Below are 20,645 nucleotides of genomic sequence, written 5' to 3'. Positions count from 1 at the left end.
GCTTGGGATGCGGGGGAGTCTTTGCAGGCCGGGCCCGGCCACAAGGCATGGCGGCCCCAGAGTCCGCTCCCCATGGCTGGCTTTTGCCGGCGCGCGGCCAAAATGCCCTGGCAGCGAAGGACTGGAGCGGCTGGCGTTTGTGGCGCGCGCTTTTCGGCGGAAAATGGCCGCCGACAGACAAAGAACGCGGCCGGGCGCTTAGGTTTTCTTTTTTGCGGAAATAGGTTACAATCGCAGCGGTTAGGGATGGGCGTTTCGCCCATTTTTTATTTGTGGAAAAAGCAATGGATGTTCGTTTGCTGCTGGAAAACACCCTGCAGGGTTTCGGCTACGAGTTGGTCGATTTTGAAATGACCCCGGGTGGCGGTTTTCGCGTATTTCTCGACAAGCCCGGTGGCATCACCGTGGAAGACTGCGTGTTGGTGAGCAATCACCTGACTCGACTGTTCATGGTCGAGAACGTGGACTACGAGCGACTGGAAGTCTCTTCGCCGGGCCTGGATCGTCCTTTGAAGAAGGAAGCCGATTTCGTCCGTTTCGCCGGTCAGCTCGCCAAGATCAAGACGCGGATGCCGATCGAGCAGCAGAAGAAATTTACCGGTCGTCTTGCCGGGGTCGAAGACGGCTCCGTGAAGCTGGATGTGGATGGCCGCATCGTGGTGATTCCGTTCGCCAACATCGACAAGGCTCGTCTCGAGCCTGAGTTTTGATGCCTGGACGGCGATAGCCCGCGCTAAAGGACAAAATTCGGAGAGGAATGCATGAGTCGCGAGATTTTGTTGCTGGTGGATGCCCTGGCGAGCGAAAAGAATGTCAGCAAGGATGTGGTGTTTTCCGCCCTTGAGATGGCGCTTGCCTCGGCAACCAAGAAAAAGTTTACCGATGACGAGATGGATGTGCGCGTCGAAATCGATCGCCACACCGGTCAGTACCAGACCTTCCGCCGCTGGCTGGTGGTGGAAGATGAGCTGCTGGAATCCGAAAGCAAGGAAATCGGCCTGGTCGATGCTCGCGAGCGCGATCCGCGCGTAGAGCTGGGCGCCTATATTGAAGAACCGATGGAAGCGGTGGAATTCGGCCGCATCGGCGCGCAGACCGCCAAGCAGGTCATCCTGCAGCGCATCCGCGACGCCGAGCGCGAACAGCTGCTGAACGAATTCCTGCAGCGCCGCGAGCACCTGGTGATCGGCACCATCAAGCGCATCGAACGCGGCAATGCCATCGTCGAATGCGGCAAGCTGGAAGCCGTGCTGCCTCGCGATCAGATGATTCCGAAGGAAAACCTGCGCGTGGGCGACCGCGTCAAGGCTTTCCTGCTGCGCATCGACCGCCAGGGCCGCGGCCCGCAACTGATCCTGTCCCGCACCTCGCCGGATTTCCTGGTCAAGCTGTTTGAGCTGGAAGTGCCGGAGATCGATGAAGGCATGCTGGAAATCCGCGCCGCGGTGCGCGATGCCGGCATGCGCGCCAAGATCGCCGTCAAGGCCAACGACGCCCGCATCGATCCGCAAGGCACCTGCATCGGCATGCGCGGTTCCCGCGTTCAGGCGGTGACGCAGGAACTGGCGGGCGAGCGCGTGGACATCGTGCTGTGGGCGCCGGAGCCGGCTCAGTTCGTCATCAACGCGCTGTCGCCGGCTGAAGTCAGCCGCATCATGGTGGATGAAGACAATCACAGCATGGATGTGATCGTTGAGGAAGACCAACTGGCGCTGGCCATCGGCCGTAGCGGCCAGAACGTCAAGCTCGCTGCGGAGCTGACCGGCTGGTACCTGAACATCATGACCGTGACCGAGGCCGAAGAGAAGCACCAGGCCGAGGACGCCGCGCTGCGCCAGCTGTTCGTCAGCGCGCTGGGCGTGGAAGAAGACATCGCAGCCAAGCTGGTGAACGAAGGCTTTGCCGCGCTGGAAGAAGTGGCCTACGTGCCGCTGGAAGAAATGCTGGAAATCGAAGGCTTCAACGAGGAGCTGGTGGGCGAGCTGCGCAGCCGCGCCCGTGATGCGCTCCTGACTCAGGCCATTGCGTCCGAAGAGCAGGTCGAAAACGTATCGGATGACCTGAAGGACATGGAAGGCCTGGATGCCGAGCTGGTTCGCAAGCTGGCCGCAGGCGGCGTGAACACCCGCGACGATCTGGCCGACTTGGCTGTTGACGATCTGGTGGACATGACCGGTATGGAAGCGGAAGCTGCACGCGCAATCATCATGAAGGCGCGCGAACACTGGTTCAACCAGTAAGGCTTTCTCGGGAAGTATTTACGGAATTTGGGAAGACGAATGGTTTTGACGAATGTAAAACAATTTGCCAGTGAGATGAATCTCTCGCCGGAACGCCTGCTGGAACAGCTGAAGGCGGCCGGCGTGAGCAAGCGCTCGCCGGAAGACACCCTGTCGGCGCAAGACAAGTCCCAGCTCCTGGACTATCTGAAGCGTGCGCATGGCGCGCGCGAGGACGGCGGCATTACGCTGACCCGCAAGTCCACCTCCGAGGTGAAAAAAGCCGACGGCGGCACCGTGACTGTGGAAACCCGCAAGAAGCGCGTGGTGGCGCGTCCGGAAGAAGCGCCGCGCGCCGAAGCGCCGAAGCCGGCCGAACCGGCTCCCGCTCCGGCCGCCAAGCCTGCGGAAGCCAAGCCCGAGCCGAAGCCGGAGCCCAAGGTCGAGGTGAAGCCGGAAGCCAAGCCCGAGCCGAAGCCGGAGCCCAAGGTGGAAGCCAAGCCGGAACCGAAGCCCGAGCCGAAGCCGGCCGCCGCGCCGGCTCCGCGCACAGTCGCCTCCATCCTGTCGCCGGAAGAAATCGCCGCGCGTGAAGCCGAAGAGAAGCGTCAGGCCGCGTTCCGCGCCCGTCAGGAAGCGCTGATGCGCGAAAAGATCGAGCGCGAGGAACGTCGCCAGGCTGCCAAGCTGGCGGCTTCGCAACCGGCTCCGGCGCCCGCTCCGGTCGTCGAACCGCCGCGCGAAGAGCGCCGCGACGAGCGTCGTCCGGCCCCGGCTGGCGACAACCGCGGTCCGCGCGGCAACGATAACCGAGACAACCGTGGCCCGCGCCCGGCTGGCGCCGGCGATCGTGGCCCGCGTCCGGCAGGTACCGGCGATCGCGGTCCGCGCCCGGCAGGCGCTGGCGACCGTGGCCCGCGTCCGGCAGGCGCCGGCGATCGCGGCCCGCGTCCGGCTGGCGACAACCGTGGTCCGCGCCCGGCTGGCGATAACCGGGGCCCGCGTCCTGGCGTAGCCGGCGCACCTGGCGCCCCGACCGTGCCGGCGACGGTTGCCGGTCGTCCGGATGCCAAGAAGGGCGGCGGCAACAAGAAGGGCGGCGATCGTTGGGATGAAGGCAAGAAGGGCGGCCGCGGTCTGAAGACCAAGGGCGGCGACGCCGGCAACGACTGGAAGTCGCGCGGCGGCAAAGGCAAGAACAAGCAGAACAACCAGCACGCCTTCCAGGCGCCGACCGAACCCATCGTGCATGAAGTTCTGGTGCCGGAAACCATCACCGTGGCCGAACTGGCCCACCGGATGGCCGTGAAGGCGGTTGAAGTGATCAAGACCCTGATGAAGATGGGCATGATGGTCACCATCAACCAGGTGCTGGATCAGGAAACCGCGTTGATCGTGGTGGAAGAAATGGGCCACATCGGCAAGGCCGCTCAAGCGGACGATCCGGAAGCCTACCTGGAAGTGACCGGCGGCGAGACCGTCGAAGTGGTGGAAAAGCCGCGCTCCCCGGTGGTGACCGTGATGGGCCACGTGGACCACGGCAAGACCTCGCTGCTGGACTACATCCGTCGCGCCAAAGTGGCGGCGGGCGAAGCCGGCGGCATTACCCAGCACATCGGCGCTTACCACGTGGAAACCCCGCGCGGCATGATCACCTTCCTGGATACCCCGGGTCACGAAGCGTTTACCGCGATGCGTGCCCGCGGCGCCAAGGCTACGGACATCGTGGTGCTGGTGGTGGCGGCCGACGACGGCGTGATGCCGCAGACGATCGAAGCGATTCACCACGCCAAGGCGGCCAAGGTGCCGATGGTGGTGGCGGTCAACAAGATCGACAAGCAGGGCGCTAACCCGGAACGTATCCGTCAGGAACTGGTATCGCACGAAGTGGTGCCGGAAGACTGGGGCGGCGATACTCAGTTCGTCGAAGTGTCGGCCAAGATGGGCCTGAACATCGATGCGCTGCTGGAAGCCATCCTGCTGCAGGCCGAAGTGCTGGAGTTGAAGGCGCCGGTGGAAACCCTGGCCAAGGGCATCATCGTCGAGGCCCGCCTCGACAAGGGCCGCGGTCCGGTCGCCACCCTGCTGGTTCAGTCCGGCACGCTGCGCAAGGGCGATGTGGTTCTGGCTGGCACGGCATTTGGCCGCGTCCGCGCCATGATGGACGAAAACGGCAAGGCCATCGAATCGGCCGGTCCGGCCATCCCGGTGGAAATCCTGGGCCTGTCCGACGTGCCGCTGGCTGGCGAAGACGCCATGGCGCTGGCCGACGAGAAGAAGGCGCGTGAAATCGCCCTGTTCCGTGCCGGCAAGTTCCGCGACGTGCGTCTGGCCAAGCAGCAAGCCGCCAAGCTGGAGAACATGTTCGCCCAGATGTCCGAAGGCGAGGTGCAAACCCTGTCCATCATCATCAAGGCGGACGTGCAAGGTTCGTACGAAGCGCTGGCCGGCAGCCTGCAGAAGCTGTCCACCGAAGAAGTTCGCGTGGCCATCCTGCACTCTGGCGTGGGCGGCATCAGCGAATCCGACGTCAACCTGGCGATCGCCTCCAAGGCCATCATTATCGGCTTCAACACCCGTGCCGATTCCGCCGCGCGGAAGCTGGCGGAGAACGAGGGCGTCGACATCCGTTACTACAACATCATCTATGATGCGGTGGACGAGGTGAAGGCCGCGCTGTCCGGCATGCTGGCGCCGGAGAAGAAGGAACAGATCCTGGGTACGGTCGAAATCCGTCAGGTGATCTCGGTTTCCAAGGTGGGCAATATCGCGGGTTGTATGGTGACCGACGGCATGATCAAGCGCTCCGCTTCGGTCCGTCTGATCCGCAACCACGTGGTGGTGCACACCGGCGAACTGGAATCGCTGAAGCGCTTCAAGGACGACGTGAAGGAAGTGAAGCAAGGCTACGAATGCGGCCTGATGCTGAAGAACTTCAACGACATCCAGGAAGGCGACCAACTGGAAGCGTTCGAAATCGTCGAAGTTGCGCGCTCTCTGTAATTGAGACGCCAAGGGCGGGCGCCGGTCTGACCGAAAGGTCGGCGGGCGCTCGCCTTTTTCATGTTTGTGCCACGAAACCCACGAAAAACACGAACAAACCAGCCCGAGGGCAGCAGTGACAAGACTGGCTTGGAGTGAACGCGCTGGCGCACCGTTCTGAGTATCGGTCTCGTGATTGTGTTTCGTGTTTTCCGTGGTTTTCGTGGCTAAAGCGGTTCTGTGAATCGCAAGGTAACGATTGGAATTATCATGGCCAAAGCCAAAAAAGGTTTTTCCCGCTCGGACCGCATCGCCGAGCAAATCCAGCGCGAGCTGGCCGAGCTGACCCGCAAGGGACTGAAGGATCCGCGCGCCGGCTGGATCACCATCACCCAGGTGGAGGTGACCCGCGACTACTCGCACGCCAAGGTGTATTACACCGTGATGGTGGATACCACCCGCGAAGCGACTCAGGAGGCGCTGGACAGCTCCGCCGGCTACCTGCGCAACGAGCTGGGCCGCGCGATCAAGATTTTCAGCATTCCGCAGCTGCACTTCGTGTATGACGACTCGGTCGAGCGCGGCATGCACCTGACCAGCCTGATCAACCAGGTGGCGCGCGAAGACGCGGAGAAGTTCGGCGATGTCGCCGACGGCGAGCCGGGCGAGGGCAAGGCCGAATGAGCAAGCCACGCAGCAACCGCCGCCACATCGATGGCGTGCTGCTGATCGACAAGCCCTACGACATCTCCAGCAACAACGCGCTGCAGAAGGCGCGCTGGCTGCTGAACGCCGCCAAGGCAGGCCACACCGGCGTGCTGGACCCGCTGGCCACCGGCCTGCTGCCGGTGTGCCTGGGCGAGGCCACCAAGTTTTCGTCCTACTTGCTGGATGCCGACAAGGGCTACCGCGCGACGGTCAAGTTCGGCGTGGTGACCACCACCGGCGACGTGGAGGGCGAGGTGGTGTCCGAGCTGCCGGCGAACTTCAGCCGCGAGCAGCTCGAAGCCGTGCTGGAACGCTTTCGCGGCGAAATCAGCCAGGTGCCGCCGATGTATTCCGCGCTGAAGCATCAGGGCAAGCCGCTGTACGAATATGCCCGCGCCGGCATCGAGGTGCCGCGCGAGGCGCGCCAGGTCACCATCCGCAAGCTGGAGCTGTTGTCGTTCGACGGCGTATCGGCCGAGATCGACGTGCTGTGCACCAAGGGCACCTATATCCGCACCTTGGGTTGCGATATCGGCGAGGCGCTCGGTTGCGGCGCGCATCTGACCGCGCTGCGCCGCACCGCGACCGGCGGTTTCACGCTGGACCAGTCGCATCCATTGGCCGCGCTGGAGCCGCTGGACATGCCGGCGCGCGAGGCGAAGCTGCTGCCGGCCGACGTGCTGGTTGCGCACTTTCCACAGGTCGAGCTGCCCGATGGCGAGATCGGCAAGTTTATGCACGGCCAACCCGTGCGTTTTGAACAAAAGTGTGAGAAAATGCAGCGTTTCCGGGTTTACCATCAGGTGACACGGAAATTCGTGGGGCTGGGCGAGGCTCGCGGCGATGGCCGCTTGCACCCGATCCGGCTCCTGGCGAACCAGGCCGAGGCCTGATCCGCCGCTTACCGGAGTGTGGAATGGGTTGGGTTTTCCGGCTCGCCGCACTTGTCGGGTTTTCAAACCCCCTACTGAAACTGGAGTAATCCAAATGGCAATGACCGCCGCTCAAAAAGCAGAAATCGTTAAAAGCTTCCAACGCGCTGAAGGCGACACTGGTTCGTCCGAAGTGCAGGTTGCCCTGCTGACCGCACGCATCAACGACCTGACCCCGCACTTCAAAGCCAACACCAAGGACCACCACAGCCGTCGTGGTCTGCTGAAGCTGGTTAGCCGTCGCCGCCGTCTGCTGGACTACCTGAAGGGCACTGACGCTGATGCTTACCGCGCGCTGATCGCCCGCCTGGGCCTGCGCAAGTAATCGGTATCCGGTTCTGAAAAAGTCGCAGCTTGCTGCGACTTTTTCACACCGACAGCTTCGCGAGTTTCAATTGTCGTGACAACGGGGGGAGCCTCTACAAATTCAGATCTAGCCGCAGGTCCGAATTTTTAGGGGTTCCCGTTGTTTTTTTCCGGCTCGCGATTTTTACAATCGAACCAAGATATAGGGAAACCCTCGTGTTCAATAAGATCACCAAAACCTTCCAGTTCGGCCGTCAAACCGTCACCCTGGAAACCGGTGAAATCGCCCGCCAGGCGTCCGGTTCCGTCGTCGTCACCGTTGACGACACCGTCGTGATGGTCAACGTGGTGGGCGGCAAGTCCGTCAAGCCGGGCCAAGATTTCTTCCCGCTGACCGTGGACTACCTGGAGCGCACCTACGCCGCCGGCAAGATCCCGGGCGGCTTCTTCAAGCGCGAAGGCAAGCAGTCCGAGAAGGAAGTGCTGACCAGCCGCCTGATCGACCGTCCGATCCGCCCGCTGTTCCCGGAAGGCTTCTACCATGACGTGCAGATCGTCGCCACCGTGCTGTCGCTGAATCCGGAAGTGGATTCCGACATCCCGGCGATGATCGGCGCTTCCGCCGCCCTGGCCATCTCCGGTCTGCCGTTCGCCGGCCCGATCGGCGCCGCCCGCGTCGGTTACATCAACGGCGAATACGTGCTGAACCCGACCAAGTCCGAACTGCAAACCTCGCAGATGGACCTGGTGGTGGCCGGTACCCAACGCGCCGTGCTGATGGTGGAATCCGAAGCCAAGGAACTGTCCGAAGCCGTGATGCTGGGCGGCGTGGTGTTCGGCCACGAGCAAATGCAAGCCGCGATCAAGGCCATCAACGAGCTGGCCGACGAAGTCAATCCGGTCATGTTCGACTGGGCCGCTCCGGCCAAGGACGAAGCGCTGATCGCCCAGATCCGCGGCATCGCCGGCGACAAGCTGGCCGAAGCCTTCCGTCTGCGTCAGAAGCAAGCTCGCACCGTTGCCATCAACGAAGCCTGGGATGCCGTCAAGGCCGCGCTGATCAACGAAGACACCGACACGCTGAAAGCCAACGAAATCAAGGGCGTCTTCAAGGGCCTGGAAGCGGAAATCGTACGCGGCCAGATCTTGGCAGGCGAGCCGCGCATCGACGGCCGCGATACCCGCACCGTGCGCCCGATCAGCATCCGCAACAACCTGCTGCCGCGCACCCACGGTTCCGCCCTGTTCACCCGCGGCGAAACCCAGGCGCTGGTTGTGGCTACGCTGGGCACCAAGCAGGACGAGCAGATCATCGACGCGTTGGCCGGCGAATACACTGAACGCTTCATGCTGCACTACAACTTCCCGCCGTACTCCACCGGCGAAGCTGGCCGCATGGGCCCGCCGAAGCGCCGCGAAATCGGCCACGGCCGTCTGGCCAAGCGCGCGCTGGTCGCTGTGCTGCCGCCGGAAACCGAGTTCGGCTACTCCATGCGCGTGGTTTCGGAAATCACCGAATCCAACGGCTCCTCCTCGATGGCTTCCGTCTGTGGCGGCTGCCTGTCGCTGCTGTCCGCCGGCGTGCCGCTGAAGGCGCACGTGGCCGGTATCGCCATGGGCCTGATCCTGGAAGGCAACCGCTTCGCCGTGCTGACCGACATCCTGGGCGATGAAGATCACTTGGGCGACATGGACTTCAAGGTAGCCGGCACCGCCGAAGGCATCACCGCGCTGCAGATGGACATCAAGATCCAGGGCATCACCAAGGAAATCATGCAGGTTGCGCTGGACCAGGCCAAGGAAGGCCGTCTGCACATCCTGGGCCTGATGAAGGAAGCCGTGGACGGCCCGCAAGAGCTGTCCGCCCATGCGCCGCGCCTGTACGTGATGAAGATCAACCCGGAGAAAATCCGCGAAGTGATCGGCAAGGGCGGCGAAACCATCCGCGCCATCACCAAGGATACCGGTTGCGAGATCAATATCGAGGAAGACGGCACCATCACCATCGCTTCGGTCAGCAACGAGGGCGCGGAAGCGGCCAAGAAGCGCATCGAAGAGATCACCGTTGAAGTGGAAGTGGGCAAGGTGTACGAAGGCACCGTGGTCAAGATCCTCGACAACAACGTCGGCGCCATCGTCTCCATCCTGCCGGGCAAGGATGGTCTGGTTCACATCTCGCAGATCGCCAACGAGCGCATCAAGAATGTGTCCGATCACCTGAAGGAAGGCCAAGTGGTGAAGGTCAAGGCCATCGAAATGGACGACCGCGGCCGCATCCGCCTGTCCATCAAGGCCCTGCTGGAAGAAGAAGCGAAAACCGCCCAGGCGACCGCTGATTCCTTCGGTCTGAAGACGCAGTAACCCGCTTGCCGACTATCCTTTGTGGATGGTAGGGAAGAAAACAAAACCCCCGCCTTGGCGGGGGTTTTGTTTTGTGCCATTCGTTTGGCTGTACGGCTAAGTATGATTTGCTTGGTCAATTCGTATGAGAGGCTTGCTTATGCCAATTGAGACAGGCTACGCTATGGGCGAGTGAAAGATTTTTTTCAAAGGAGGCACCCTGGTGAATGATGCACATATTGCAGCCCTTATTGGCGGAGGGACGGGTATTCTAGGTGTGTTGCTTAATAATATCTGTATCGCAGTTATGGAGGGGTGGAGCAATCGCAGGAAGGAGAAACGAGAGAGATCATATTTGTCGATATTGGTAGTTTCACATTTGGACCGTTTTGCGAATGGATGTTTGAGCGTGGCCTTGGATGATGGCACTGCATATGGTCGACCTGCAGGCGCTGATGGCTGCCATGAAGTAACTGTGAGGGAGCCGACTTTTCTTCCTCTCGAAATTGAGGTTGAATGGAAAGTTCTGCCGGAAAGTTTAATGTTCGATATCCTTCAAATTCCAGATAAACATGCGAGTATCGAAAATAGGCTTGCCGGAATATTGGAGTTTGATGATCCACCGGACTATGGTGAGTTTTTTTGGGCTAGACAGCGTGATTATGCGGAATTAGGACTCCATGTTTCAGCAGTTGCCAAGAGGCTGAGAAAGCATGCAGGAATGCCCCTTCGAAATGATTTGAGTGGAGAGCTTAGTCGAGATAGTCTCATGCAGCAGGTTATCAATAAGATTGATGGGGAGAGAGCAGCTTATGAAAAACGTATCGCTGAATCTAATCTAAATAATCCCCATTTTTAGTAAGATTTTGTGGGGTGGGTTGGCTTGGGTCATGTATGGGGATACTTCTGACAGAGAGGCGGCGCTGGCCTTGCTATTGCGGAATGACGCTTCTCCACGCGTGCATGCGCAGGACTTTGCCATCCAGCCGCTGGCCCCCGGCGTAGTCCCACTGTCGCGAAATTAGCGTTCCGTCATGAGTGCTTGCAAGCCACGTGATACAATCTCGCCATAAGTCATTGATCCATATAACGAAATGAATACAAAACCCATCCCCTCAATATTCCAATTCGATCTATAAAATCCATCAGCCCTGTAGGGCGGGCAGGCCTTTGGCCTTGCCCGCGTGCAAGATGCAGGCTGGCGATGGGGCGTGGTTGGACGCGTGCGGATGGGACGGGTATTGGGGCGCGGGCTTGGCTGATGGATCGCGGGTATGGCCTGATTGGCCAACCCGCGCTTCGGGTAGGTTCAATTTCCCATCAGCGGCCGCAGCTTGGCGCGCGCCTCGCGCAAGATGCGCGCCGTGGTGTCCCAGTCCACGCAGGGATCGGTGATGGAGCAGCCGTAGCGCAGCTGGGACAGGTCGGCCGGTATCGGCTGGTTGCCGCCTTCGATGAAGCTCTCCAGCATGAAGGCGCGGATGCTGCGGTTGCCGTGGACGATCTGGGAGACCGCGTCGGCCAGCACCATGGGCTGCAAGGCGTGGTTTTTCCAGGAGTTGCCGTGGGCGCAGTCCACCATGATCACCGGCGGGATATCGCGCTTTTTCAGCGCCTGTTCGGCCAGCGCGATGCTGACCGAGTCGTAGTTGGGCCGGCCGCCGCCGCCGCGCAGCACCAGATGGCCATGTGGATTGCCGCGGCTGTTCACCACTGCGACTTGACCGGCGTGGTCCATGCCCAGGAAGGCGTGCGGGCTGCTGGCGGAGACGATGGCGTTGAGCGCCGCGTCCAGGGTGCCGTCGGTGCTGTTCTTGAAGCCCACCGCGCTGTCCAGCGCCGAGGCCAGTTCGCGGTGGATTTGCGATTCCGTGGTGCGGGCGCCGATGGCGGTCCAGCTGTACAGGTCGGCCAGGTATAGCGGCGACAGCGGGTCCAGGGCCTCGCCGGCCAGCGGCAGGCCCCGTTCTGCAGCGGCCAGCAGGAAGCGCCGGGCGATGTGCATGCCCTCGTCCATGCAGCAGCTGTCGTCCAGATACGGGTCGTTGATCAGGCCTTTCCAACCCACGCTGGTGCGCGGCTTTTCGAAATAGGCGCGCATGACGATCAGCAAGGTGTCGTCCAGCTCCGCCGCCAGTTCGGCCAGCCGCGAGGCGTAGTCCAGGCCGGCGCGCGGGTCGTGTATCGAGCAGGGGCCGATCACCACCAGCCAGCGCGGGTCTTGTCCGGAGAGCACGCGTTTCACGGCGGCGCGGCCGGCATTCACCGATTGCGCCGCGCGCGCGCTTTGCGGCAGGCTGCGCAGCAGTTCGGCCGGGCTGGGCATGGCGCGGTAGTCGGCCTGGCTGGCCGGCGGCAGGGAGGGGGTGTGGCCGGCAGCGCGCAAAGGGCTGTCTTGCCAGGCGAGGGTAGTCATGGGTCTTCTCCGCGAAGCGATCCGCAAACCGTCAGCGGATGCGCTCCGTTGTTTGCGGCAGGGGCGGCGCATATGGCGGCCGCCCCGGATGGGGACGTGTGCGACAGGACGGCGCGGGCTTGCCACGGTTCAGGGCAAGGATAGGGTTGCGCCTTGTCGCGTTCATGTCAGGCCGCCAGCGTCGCGCCGCCATCTACCACCACGTCCTGCATGGTGATGTGGCCGGCCAGATCGGAAGCCAGGAACAGCACGGCACCGGCCACGTCGGCCGGGGTGGCCAGCTTGCCCAGCGGAATGCCCAGCCGGAACGCTTCCGGCTTGCCGGCGATGGTGCGGGCAGCCCCGCTGTCGTCCTGCCACATGCCGCGCAGCATCGGCGTGTCGGTGGAGCCGGGCGACACCACATTGCAACGCACGCCGTACGGCGCCAGCTCCAGCGCCGCGTTGTGGCTCAGGCTCGCCATGGCGGCCTTGGACGCGCCGTAGGCGGCCATGTCCAGGCGCGGCACGTGGGCGGCGTTGGACGCCACGTTGACGATGGCTCCGGCGCGTCGCGCCTTGAAATGCGGCAGCAGCGCGCGCATCAGGTAGAACGGTCCGCTGACGTTGACGTCCAGGCATTGCTGCCAGTCGTCCAGCGAAAGCGTGTCCAGTCCGCCCAGGCGCAGCACGCCGGCGGCGTTCACCAGCACGTCCGGCAGGGCGTCCTCTTCGGCCATCTGGCGGCACAGCGCGGATACGGCCCCGGCGTCGCGGATGTCCAGCGGCAGCTCCCGCAGCGCGTCGTCGCGGGCGGCCTGCTGTTCAAACTGCCGATCCAGCGCGATGACGCGCGCGCCGGCTTCGACGAAACGCTTGGCCACTTCGCGGCCTATGCCCTGGGCCGCGCCGGTCACCCACACGCATTGGCCGCTGAAATCGAACCCGCGCATGCTCATGCCTCCTGCGGCAGCTTGGCGGCGATGGCCGCCCACCAGCCGTTCAGCGTCGTCACGCGGGCCAGGTCTTCAAAACCGATGTCGAGACCCTGCGCTTGCCACTTGCCCACCAGCTCCATCAGGCGGATGGAGTCCAGGCCGTAGTCCAGCAGGTTGTCGTCCGCGGCCAGGCTGTCGTCGCCATCGGCCAGCACGGTCAGCACCTGGGCTTTCAGCCAATCGCGAGTAAATGCTTCCTGCCCTCCCTCCGTCAGAGAGGAGGCGGCGATGACCGATCCGCAGCGGGTCGCCACATAGCGCAGCGCCATCTTGTGCTCGTCCTCGCTGAAGTCCGCCACCGCGTCGCCAACCAGGAAGGCCTGGATGTCGCGCATGAAGGCGTCGCAGGCGGTCATCATGCAGCCGATGTGGGCGTAGACGCCGCAGATCACCAGCTGGTCGCGGCCCCAATCCTTCATCCTTTGCTGCAGATCGCTGCGCTGGAGGGCGCTGTAGCGCCATTTGACCAGCACGGTGTCCTGCGGCCGCGGGGCGATCAGCGGCGTCACCGCTTGCAAGGCCGGATCGGCGGTGGTGAGGCCGGGGCCCCACATATCATTCAGCAGCGCGCGGTCTTCCGGTTTTTGTTCCGTCGGCTGCGCGGTGTAGACCACCGGCACGCCGTGGCGGTCGGCCCAGTCGCGCAGCGCGGCGATGCGGGCGGTCAGCTCCTGCATCAGCGGGCTGTCCTCGCCGTAGAAGGCCAGGAAATAGCGCTGCATATCGTGGATCAGCAGCGCCGCTCGGGCGGGGTCGACTTGCCAGGCGGTTTTGTTGGCAGGAAAGTCGGCGGCTTGCGGCAAGGGGTAGGTGTTGAGTTTGGGGATGCTCATGGGTTCAGGCTCCGGCTGCGGCGGCCAACTGGGCGCGCAGCGTTTGTTTGTCTATTTTGCCGACGTGGGTCAGCGGCAGGGCTGCGGTCAGCTCGAAACGATCCGGCAGCTTGTAATCGGCCACGCCGATTTCGCGCAGGAAGCGGCGCAGGGCCACCGCGCGTAGGCCATCGTCGCGCGGCACGATGAAAGCGCAGCTCTTTTCGCCCAGCATGCTGTCCGGCATGGCCACCAGCGCGGCCTGCGCCACTTGCGGGTGTTGCAGCAGCAGGTGTTCGATTTCCTCCGCCGCGATTTTTTCGCCGCCGCGGTTGATCTGGTCTTTTACCCGGCCCACCACGCGCAGATAGCCGTTTTCGTCGGCCACCACCATGTCGCCGGAGTAGTAGAAGCCTTCGTTGTCGAATACGCGGGCATTGTGCTCAGGCGCCTGGTAGTAGCCGCGGAAGGTGTACGGGCCGCGGGTGGCGAGCATGCCGGGCGTGCCGACGGGCACGGCATGGCCGGCCTCGTCCACCACTTTCACCTCGTCGCCGTCGCTCATCGGCCGGCCCTGGCAGGTAAAGACGATGTCGTCGCCGTCGTCCAGCCGGGTGTAATTGACCAGGCCCTCGGCCATGCCGAAGACCTGCTGCAGCCGGCAACCCAACACGGCCGGCACCTGGCGCGCCATGGACTCGGCAAAGCTGGCGCCGCCCACTTGCAGCAGTTTCAGGCTTTTCAGCTGGGCCTCTCGCCCAGGCGCGGCTTGCAGCCACAGCGCCACGGCCGGCGGCACCAGCGCGGCGATGTTCACCTGATGTTTTTCGATCAGCTCGAAGCAGGCCAGCGGTTCCGGGCTGGCCGCCAGCACCACGGCGCCGCCAGCGTGGAATACGCCCAGCGCGCCGGGCGAACTGAGCGGGAAGTTGTGCGGCGCCGGCAGCGCGCACAGGAAGTGGGTGTGCGGGCCGAGTTCGCAGATTTCGGCGCTGCGGCGCACGCTGTAGAAGTAATCGTTGTGGGTGCGCGGAATCAGCTTGGGGGTGCCGGTGCTGCCGCCGGACAGCTGGAAGAAGGCCACTTCGTCTGCGGCGCTGGGGCCGGCATGGTCCGGCAGCGCGGCATCCTCTCGCAGCACGGCTTCCAGCGTGTCGTGGGCGAACAAGTGCAGGCGCAGATCCGGCGCCATCGCGCGCAGCTCGTGCAATATCGCGTCGTCGTGAAACAGGCCATGGCTGCGGTCCGCGATCAGCAGTTTCGGCTGGATCTGCCGCGCGTAGGCGGACAGTTCCAGCTTCTGGTGGCTGAACAACGCGTTGACCGGTGCCACGCCCAGCTTGAACAGGGCGAACAGCACGATGTAGAACTCGGCCACATTGGGCAGCTGCACCAGCGCGGTGTCGTGGCGGCGCAGGCCTTGCCGATGCAGCCAGGCGGCAAGGTTATCGGACTGGCGGTCCAGTTCGGCGTAGCTGATTGCGCGTTCGGCGCACAGGATGGCTGGTGCCTGCGGACGCTCGCGGCATTGCCGCTGCAGCATCTCGGTCATCGGCAGGTCGGTCCACCAGCCTGCGGCGCGATAACGGGCGGCCAGCGCTTGCGGCCATGGGGTGAAGGCGATGCTCATGCCAGCGCCTCCATGCCGGTGAGTCCGAAGGCGGCCAACATGGTGCCCAGCTTGGCCTGGGTTTCCGCCCATTCCGCTTCCGGAGTGGAGGCCTCCACAATGCCGGCGCCGGCGAACAGGCGGGCGCGGTTCTTGGCCACCGTGGCGCAGCGTATGGTGACCGCCCACTCGCCATTGCCTTCCTCGTCGCACCAGCCCACCATGCCGCTGAACACGCCGCGCTGGAACGGCTCGATCTGGCCGATCAGCTCGCGCGCGGCGACCGTGGGGAAGCCGCAGATGGCCGGCGTGGGATGCAGCAGGCAAGCCAGCTTCAGCGCCGTCATGGCGGGGTCGGCCAGTCGGCCTTCTATGGGCGTGCCCAGATGCCACATCGCGCGGGTGCTGAGCAGGGACGGTGCATCGGGGATGGACAATTCCACGCAGTGCGGCGCCAGCACGCTGCGGATGTCCTCGATCACCAGGCTGTGTTCGTAATGATCCTTGGCCGATTGCAACAAGGCGTCGCCTGCGGCCTGATCGGCATGGGCATCCGCCTGGCGTTTGGCAGAGCCGGCCAGCGGGAAGGTGTGGACGCTGGCGCCGTGCTTGCGCAGCAGCAATTCCGGGCTGACGCCGACCAGATGGCCGCCATCGGCCAATGGCAGCTGGAATTGGTAACCGTGCGGGTTCTGTCGGCACAAGGCATCGAATATCTTGTCGGCCGCCAACGGCTCGGCAAACTCCACCTCGTAGACGCGGGACAACACGGCTTTGCGGATATCGCCATGGCGGAAGCGGGCGATGGCCTGGCTGACGGCGGACTTGAAGCCCGGTTCGTCCGGCATGCTGCGCGCGCTGACGGCCTGACCGGCGGCGGCCGCGCGGCGGGAGGCGGCCTCAAGCCGTTCTGCGCGGTCGAAAAAGCCATGGCAGGACGGGATGAACAGCTCGGACGGCTGGTCCATGTCGAAGGGAATGGCGCCCATCAGCACCGGCTGGTCGATGCCGGCGGCGCGGGCGCGGGCGAAGGCTTGGGTAACGGCGGTCTGGAAGTGACGGTCTTTCGCCGGAACGCTCAGGCGGCTATGGATGCCGGCGGCCTTCAGGCTGCGATGGGCGGACAGAAAATAGAAAACATCGTCGGTCTGGCTGGTCATCACGGATGGCTTGCTCATGGCAGGCTCCAGTTGATAATGATAATAATTATCGTTCAAAGTTATCGCCAAAGCTGGACTAAGTCAACAGTAAAAATGCTGCTTAATTCATTTGGTATGAGATTTGTTTTTCCGAAAACTAGATGGCGGGTGGAGTATTGCTTTGCGCCGGGCATTGCCCGGCAAGCATTACCCCGTTATCAGCCGCCTGGCCAGCGCTTCCCCGATCCGCCGCATGGGTTGCGGATCGCTCATGCCGATGTGATCGCAGTCCAGCTCCATCACCTCCAGCCGGCCGTTCAGGTAGGGCTCCCAGTCGGCTGCCTGCGGTCCATCCGCAGGATGATGGCTGGCGCGGAACAACAGCATGTCGCCGTGGTAGCGCGGCGTTTGGCTGGCGCGGAAGTGCTGCATGCCTTGCCACGACGCCAGGGCGAGTTTCTCCAGCGCGGCGCGGCCCAGCGGCGCCAGCGGGCTGCCGGGGCGCAGCAGCCGCTGGTAGATGGCCTCGTTGTCCAGGGGGTGGCCATCGGGACCGACATCGAGTTCGCCGTTGACGCTGAGCACCGTCACCAGCGCGTCGCGCAGGGTGGGGGCGGGACGGCCTTGCCAGCGTGTGACCGGGTAGCTGTCCATCAGCGCCAAGAGTTCTATGGTTTCGCCGGCTTGTTGCAGCGCGGCGGCCATGGCCTGAACCAGCGCGCCGCCCAGCGACCAGCCGAGCAGCCGGTACGGTCCGCGCGGCTGAATGGCGCGGATTTGCTTTATATAACCATCCACCATGGCTGCGAAGCTGTCCGGCGTCTCGCCGCGGATGCCCGCTGCCTGCAGGCCGTAGATGGCTACGCCGGGCAGGTGGCGCGCCAGGCCGAGATAGCACCAGGACAGTCCTTCCGCCGGATGCAGGCAGAACAGCGCCGGCTGCGCGCCAGGCTGTATGGTCAGCAAGGGGCCGAACGGGTCACTGTCTTGCGCGGGCGGCCGGTGCGCCGCCGGGGCGGACAGCGCTTGCGCCAGCGCGCTGACGGTGTGATGGGTGAACAAGGCGGAAACGGGGACTTCGCGCTCCAGCTCGCGGCTCAGCCGGTTGGCGGCCTGAATGGCCTGCAGCGATTTGCCGCCCATGGCGAAGAAATTGGCATGGAGGCTGTCCGGCATAGCGCCCAGCACCTGCTGCCAGACGGCCATGATCTTTTGCTGCAGCGGCGTGGCATCGCCGGCGTCCGCCGAAGCGGCGGGCGCGTCATCGGCCAGCAGGGCCAGCTGTTTGCGGTCTATTTTGCCGTTGACGTTGCGCGGCAGTTGCTGCAGCCAGTGCCAGCGGTCAGGGATGGCGGCGGCGGGCAGGACATCCGCCAACGCGTGGCGCAGCGCTGCCGCATCGGCTTGCTCCTCCCCGCTCAGGAAGGCGGCCAGCGTGTAGCCGCCGCCGGCCCGCGGCAGGCCGATCACCGCGGCTTCCCGCACCGAGGGATGGGCCAGCAGCGCGTTTTCTACCTCGGCCGGATCGATGCGCAGGCCGCTGATCTTCAGCTCCTGGTCCAAGCGGCCCAGGAAGCGGAGCTGGCCATCGCGCCAGGCGACTCGATCTCCGGTGCGGTAGGCGCGCGGCGAACCGGGCAGGGCGCTCAGTTCAACGAAGCGGCGCGCGGTCAATTCCGGCCGGTGCAGATAGCCCAGCGCCAAGGCCTCGCCCAGCAGGCACAGTTCGCCGGCCTCGCCCGCCGGAACCGGGCGCAATGTCTCGTCCACAATGACGGCGTCCACGCCGGGGCGGGGCAGGCCGATGGGCAGGCTGTCCGAACCGTCCCATGCCGCGCCGGGGCCGGACAGAATGGCGCCGGTGGCGATGATGGATGCCTCGGTCGGGCCGTAGCTGTTCAGCAGGACACAATTTGGCAGCAGCTCGCGCCAGCGGCTGGCGCGCTCGGGCAGGGCGGCTTCGCCGCCGATGATGACCAGGCGCACGCCGGACAGCTGCTCGGCCAGCTGCGGCGTCAGCGCATAGGCCAGCTCATGCCAGAAGGCGGTGGGCAGGTCCAGTACGTCAATGCCCAGCCCGGATACGGCATCGACAAAGGCCTGCATGGACTCCAGCATGGCCTCGTCGCGCACCTGCAAGGTGCCGCCATGGCATAGCGCGAGGAAAATTTCCTCCACGCTGGCGTCAAAATGCAGCGGCGCGAACTGCAGCATGCGTTCGCCCTGGGCAAACCGGTAGAACTGGCCGGCGCTGGAGACGAAATGCGCCAAGGCGCCGCGGCCTACCAGCACGCCGTTGGGCTTGCCTGTGGAGCCGGAGGTGTACAGCAGGTAGGCGGGCAGATGCGCCGCCGCGGGCATGGCGCGCATCTGCGATGGCGCGAAAGGCAAGGCCTCGTCCAGGCATAGGGTGGCGATGCCGCCCAGCTGCGCCGCCCAGCACTGCCAGGTCAGCGCCAGCTTGGGCGCGGCATCGTCCAATACCATTTGCAGGCGCGCCGGCGGGCCGTGCGGGTCCAGCGGGACATAGCAGCCGCCGGCCCATAGCGTGGCCAGAATGGCGACGATCGCATCGACGCCGCGCGGCAGCAGAATCGCCACGCGCTCGCCGTCCTGCAGGCCCTGGGCGCGCAATTGACCGGCCAGGGCCTGGACTCTGGCCAGCAAGTGGCTATAGCTCAGTGTTTGCGGTCCGCAGACCAGCGCCGCCGCATCCGGCTGGCTGGCGGCTTGCTCGGCCAGGCGGGTCATGACGTCCTGCGGCGGGCGCGCCAGCGCGGGGCCGTGCAGCACGGACAAGGGCGGCAGATGGGGCAGCAGCTCGGCCAGCGGCGTGGCGGGTTCCGTTTGGGCCAGTTTGTCCAGCCAGTGCAGCAGCGATTGCCACAGCGCTTGCAGCCGCTCTGGCGGATAAGCGCGCGGATTGGCCTCCAGGCTGAAACGCCATTCTGTATTCAGCAGGCTGAGGTTGATGGACAGATCCTCCACCGGCCCGGCGCTGATCGGCAGGATGCGGGCCTCCAGCCCGGCGAACGGCGCGCGGCGGTCGAACGGCATCAGATTGACGACGGGGCCGAACAGCCGGTCATTGCCGGCCAGCCTGCCCAGGTCGCCGCGCAGCCATTCGTAGCGGTAGCGCTGGCGGGGGCGGATGGCGCGCAGGCCATCTTCCGACTGGCGCACCAGTTCCGCCAGCGTGTCGCCTGGCGTCAGCCGCAGGCTGAACGGGGCGATATTCATCGCCATGCAGGGGATGTCCAGCGCGGCGGAACCGATGCGGTTCATCACCGGCAGGCCCAGGGTGATGTCGCGGCGGCCGGTGTGTTCCGCCAGCCAGGCGGCAACCGCGGCCAGCAGCCAGCCTCCCCAATTGGCGCCGCATGTCTTGGCGGCAAGCTGCCAGCTGGCGATCTGCCGCGCGTCCACCATGCCGCCGGCCTTGGCGACATGATCGGCCAGCGCCTGCGGCGGCGCGAGCGTTACCGCGGCCGGAAGATGGCCTTGCCGCTGTTGCCAGAAGGCGCGGTCATGGTCCCGATCCGTCGATGCCCGATAGGCCTGGTCTTCCGCCAGCACTTTTTGCAGCGACCAGTCGGGCAGGGGAGGCATGGCTTGGCCGGATGCCCGCGCGCTGTAGCGCGCAGCGATCGCCTTGGCCAGCAGGCCGTAGCCGTAGCCGTCCAGCGCGATGTGGTGCGTTTGCAGATACCACAGGTGATGGCGAGGGCCGAGTTTCAGCAGCGCCGCGCGGAACGGGCGTTCGGAATCGGTTTGCCAGGGGCGGGACAGGGACTCGCGCATCCAGGCATCGGCGGCCGCGCGCGGATGGTCCGCGCCGCTCAGGTCATGCAGGCCAGGGGGAGAAAACCGTTCCGCATGCGGCTGTTGCCACAGCGATTCGCCGTCGAAGTGGAACTGCATGTTCAGCGCCGGGCAGTGCGCAAGCACTTCCGCCGCGGATTCGAGCAGCGCCTCGGCAAGGAGAGGGCCGCGCAGTTCTATCGCTTCTGCGGTCCAGTAGGATGGATTGTGCGCTGCCAGTTGCTGGCCCATCCAGATGCCGTGCTGGGCGGCGCTGACGGGGAGGCGGGACGGTGTCGGGTTCATGATGTGCTGCTGGATGAGCCGCGCAGGCGGCTTGCGGAATGATGATGCCGCATAATAAATGCGATTGAGTATCAATTGCAATTAACTATGCGGAAATC

14 protein-coding genes are annotated in these 20,645 nt (G+C 64.3%); 8 read left to right on the top strand and 6 right to left on the bottom strand.

The window, feature by feature from the left end; translation table 11 throughout:
- Positions 1-284: 284 nt before the first annotated feature.
- The 8 genes from rimP to JHD59_RS10095 all read left to right on the top strand — a co-directional run bounded on the left by rimP (position 285) and on the right by JHD59_RS10095 (position 10,346).
- Positions 285-710: a ribosome maturation factor RimP gene (gene rimP / locus JHD59_RS10130; protein ID WP_043625877.1), complete on the top strand. Its 426-nt coding sequence runs from the start codon at positions 285-287 to the stop codon at positions 708-710.
- A gap of 51 nt (positions 711-761) precedes the next feature.
- Positions 762-2,240, top strand: a complete 1,479-nt coding sequence (gene nusA, locus JHD59_RS10125) for a transcription termination factor NusA (protein ID WP_103317052.1) — start codon at positions 762-764, stop codon at positions 2,238-2,240.
- Between the two features lie 39 nt (positions 2,241-2,279).
- Positions 2,280-5,222 (top strand): translation initiation factor IF-2, encoded by a 2,943-nt coding sequence (gene infB / locus JHD59_RS10120; protein ID WP_103317050.1) that lies wholly within the window; start codon positions 2,280-2,282, stop codon positions 5,220-5,222.
- Between the two features lie 249 nt (positions 5,223-5,471).
- Positions 5,472-5,885 carry a 30S ribosome-binding factor RbfA gene (gene rbfA / locus JHD59_RS10115; RefSeq protein WP_199154130.1) on the top strand — a complete coding sequence of 138 codons (414 nt, stop codon included), beginning with the start codon at positions 5,472-5,474 and terminating at the stop codon, positions 5,883-5,885.
- A complete protein-coding gene (truB, locus tag JHD59_RS10110) occupies positions 5,882-6,802 on the top strand; it encodes a tRNA pseudouridine(55) synthase TruB (protein ID WP_199154129.1) in 921 nt (306 codons plus the stop codon). The genes rbfA and truB overlap by 4 nt, the downstream gene beginning before the upstream one ends.
- Positions 6,803-6,896: 94 nt before the next feature.
- Positions 6,897-7,166, top strand: a complete 270-nt coding sequence (gene rpsO, locus JHD59_RS10105; protein ID WP_043625892.1) for a 30S ribosomal protein S15 — start codon at positions 6,897-6,899, stop codon at positions 7,164-7,166.
- 197 nt (positions 7,167-7,363) lie between these two features.
- A complete protein-coding gene (gene pnp / locus JHD59_RS10100) occupies positions 7,364-9,508 on the top strand; it encodes a polyribonucleotide nucleotidyltransferase (protein WP_199154128.1) in 2,145 nt (714 codons plus the stop codon).
- 202 nt (positions 9,509-9,710) lie between these two features.
- Positions 9,711-10,346, top strand: coding sequence for a hypothetical protein (locus JHD59_RS10095; protein ID WP_199154127.1), 636 nt, complete (start codon positions 9,711-9,713; stop codon positions 10,344-10,346).
- A 450-nt stretch (positions 10,347-10,796) separates the two neighbouring features.
- Here the strand turns inward: JHD59_RS10095 and JHD59_RS10090 are convergent, their stop codons facing one another.
- The 6 genes from JHD59_RS10090 to JHD59_RS10065 all read right to left on the bottom strand — a co-directional run bounded on the left by JHD59_RS10090 (position 10,797) and on the right by JHD59_RS10065 (position 20,547).
- Positions 10,797-11,903 carry a 3-deoxy-7-phosphoheptulonate synthase gene (locus tag JHD59_RS10090; protein ID WP_199154126.1) on the bottom strand — a complete coding sequence of 369 codons (1,107 nt, stop codon included), beginning with the start codon at positions 11,901-11,903 and terminating at the stop codon, positions 10,797-10,799.
- A 167-nt stretch (positions 11,904-12,070) separates the two neighbouring features.
- Entirely contained in the window at positions 12,071-12,835 is a 765-nt protein-coding gene (dhbA, locus tag JHD59_RS10085) for a 2,3-dihydro-2,3-dihydroxybenzoate dehydrogenase (protein ID WP_199154125.1), read from the bottom strand.
- A 2-nt stretch (positions 12,836-12,837) separates the two neighbouring features.
- Positions 12,838-13,713, bottom strand: a complete 876-nt coding sequence (locus JHD59_RS10080; RefSeq protein WP_199154124.1) for an isochorismatase — start codon at positions 13,711-13,713, stop codon at positions 12,838-12,840.
- 4 nt (positions 13,714-13,717) lie between these two features.
- A complete protein-coding gene (locus JHD59_RS10075) occupies positions 13,718-15,322 on the bottom strand; it encodes a (2,3-dihydroxybenzoyl)adenylate synthase (RefSeq protein WP_199154123.1) in 1,605 nt (534 codons plus the stop codon).
- On the bottom strand, positions 15,319-16,479 hold the full coding sequence (locus JHD59_RS10070) for an isochorismate synthase MenF (RefSeq protein ID WP_199154122.1): 1,161 nt from the start codon (positions 16,477-16,479) through the stop codon (positions 15,319-15,321). Before JHD59_RS10070 ends, JHD59_RS10075 begins: the two co-directional genes overlap by 4 nt.
- Positions 16,480-16,647: 168 nt before the next feature.
- Entirely contained in the window at positions 16,648-20,547 is a 3,900-nt protein-coding gene (locus tag JHD59_RS10065) for a non-ribosomal peptide synthetase (protein ID WP_199154121.1), read from the bottom strand.
- Between the last annotated feature and the right edge of the window lie 98 nt (positions 20,548-20,645).

The sequence above is a fragment of the Chromobacterium sp. ASV23 genome (genome assembly GCF_016428945.1).
GTDB classification, from domain to species: Bacteria; Pseudomonadota; Gammaproteobacteria; order Burkholderiales; family Chromobacteriaceae; genus Chromobacterium; species Chromobacterium sinusclupearum.
This window is presented reverse-complemented; position numbering and strand designations above follow the sequence as displayed.

Excerpts from the sequence above, each read along its gene's own strand:
- rimP (WP_043625877.1), top strand. The coding sequence starts at position 285 with ATGGATGTTCGTTTGCTGCTGGAAAACACCCTGCAGGGTTTCGGCTAC.
- nusA (WP_103317052.1), top strand. The coding sequence starts at position 762 with ATGAGTCGCGAGATTTTGTTGCTGGTGGATGCCCTGGCGAGCGAAAAG.
- infB (WP_103317050.1), top strand. The coding sequence starts at position 2,280 with ATGGTTTTGACGAATGTAAAACAATTTGCCAGTGAGATGAATCTCTCG.
- rbfA (WP_199154130.1), top strand. The coding sequence starts at position 5,472 with ATGGCCAAAGCCAAAAAAGGTTTTTCCCGCTCGGACCGCATCGCCGAG.
- truB (WP_199154129.1), top strand. The coding sequence starts at position 5,882 with ATGAGCAAGCCACGCAGCAACCGCCGCCACATCGATGGCGTGCTGCTG.
- rpsO (WP_043625892.1), top strand. The coding sequence starts at position 6,897 with ATGGCAATGACCGCCGCTCAAAAAGCAGAAATCGTTAAAAGCTTCCAA.
- JHD59_RS10090 (WP_199154126.1), bottom strand. The coding sequence starts at position 11,903 with ATGACTACCCTCGCCTGGCAAGACAGCCCTTTGCGCGCTGCCGGCCAC.
- dhbA (WP_199154125.1), bottom strand. The coding sequence starts at position 12,835 with ATGCGCGGGTTCGATTTCAGCGGCCAATGCGTGTGGGTGACCGGCGCG.
- JHD59_RS10080 (WP_199154124.1), bottom strand. The coding sequence starts at position 13,713 with ATGAGCATCCCCAAACTCAACACCTACCCCTTGCCGCAAGCCGCCGAC.
- JHD59_RS10075 (WP_199154123.1), bottom strand. The coding sequence starts at position 15,322 with ATGAGCATCGCCTTCACCCCATGGCCGCAAGCGCTGGCCGCCCGTTAT.
- JHD59_RS10070 (WP_199154122.1), bottom strand. The coding sequence starts at position 16,479 with ATGAGCAAGCCATCCGTGATGACCAGCCAGACCGACGATGTTTTCTAT.
- JHD59_RS10065 (WP_199154121.1), bottom strand. The coding sequence starts at position 20,547 with ATGAACCCGACACCGTCCCGCCTCCCCGTCAGCGCCGCCCAGCACGGC.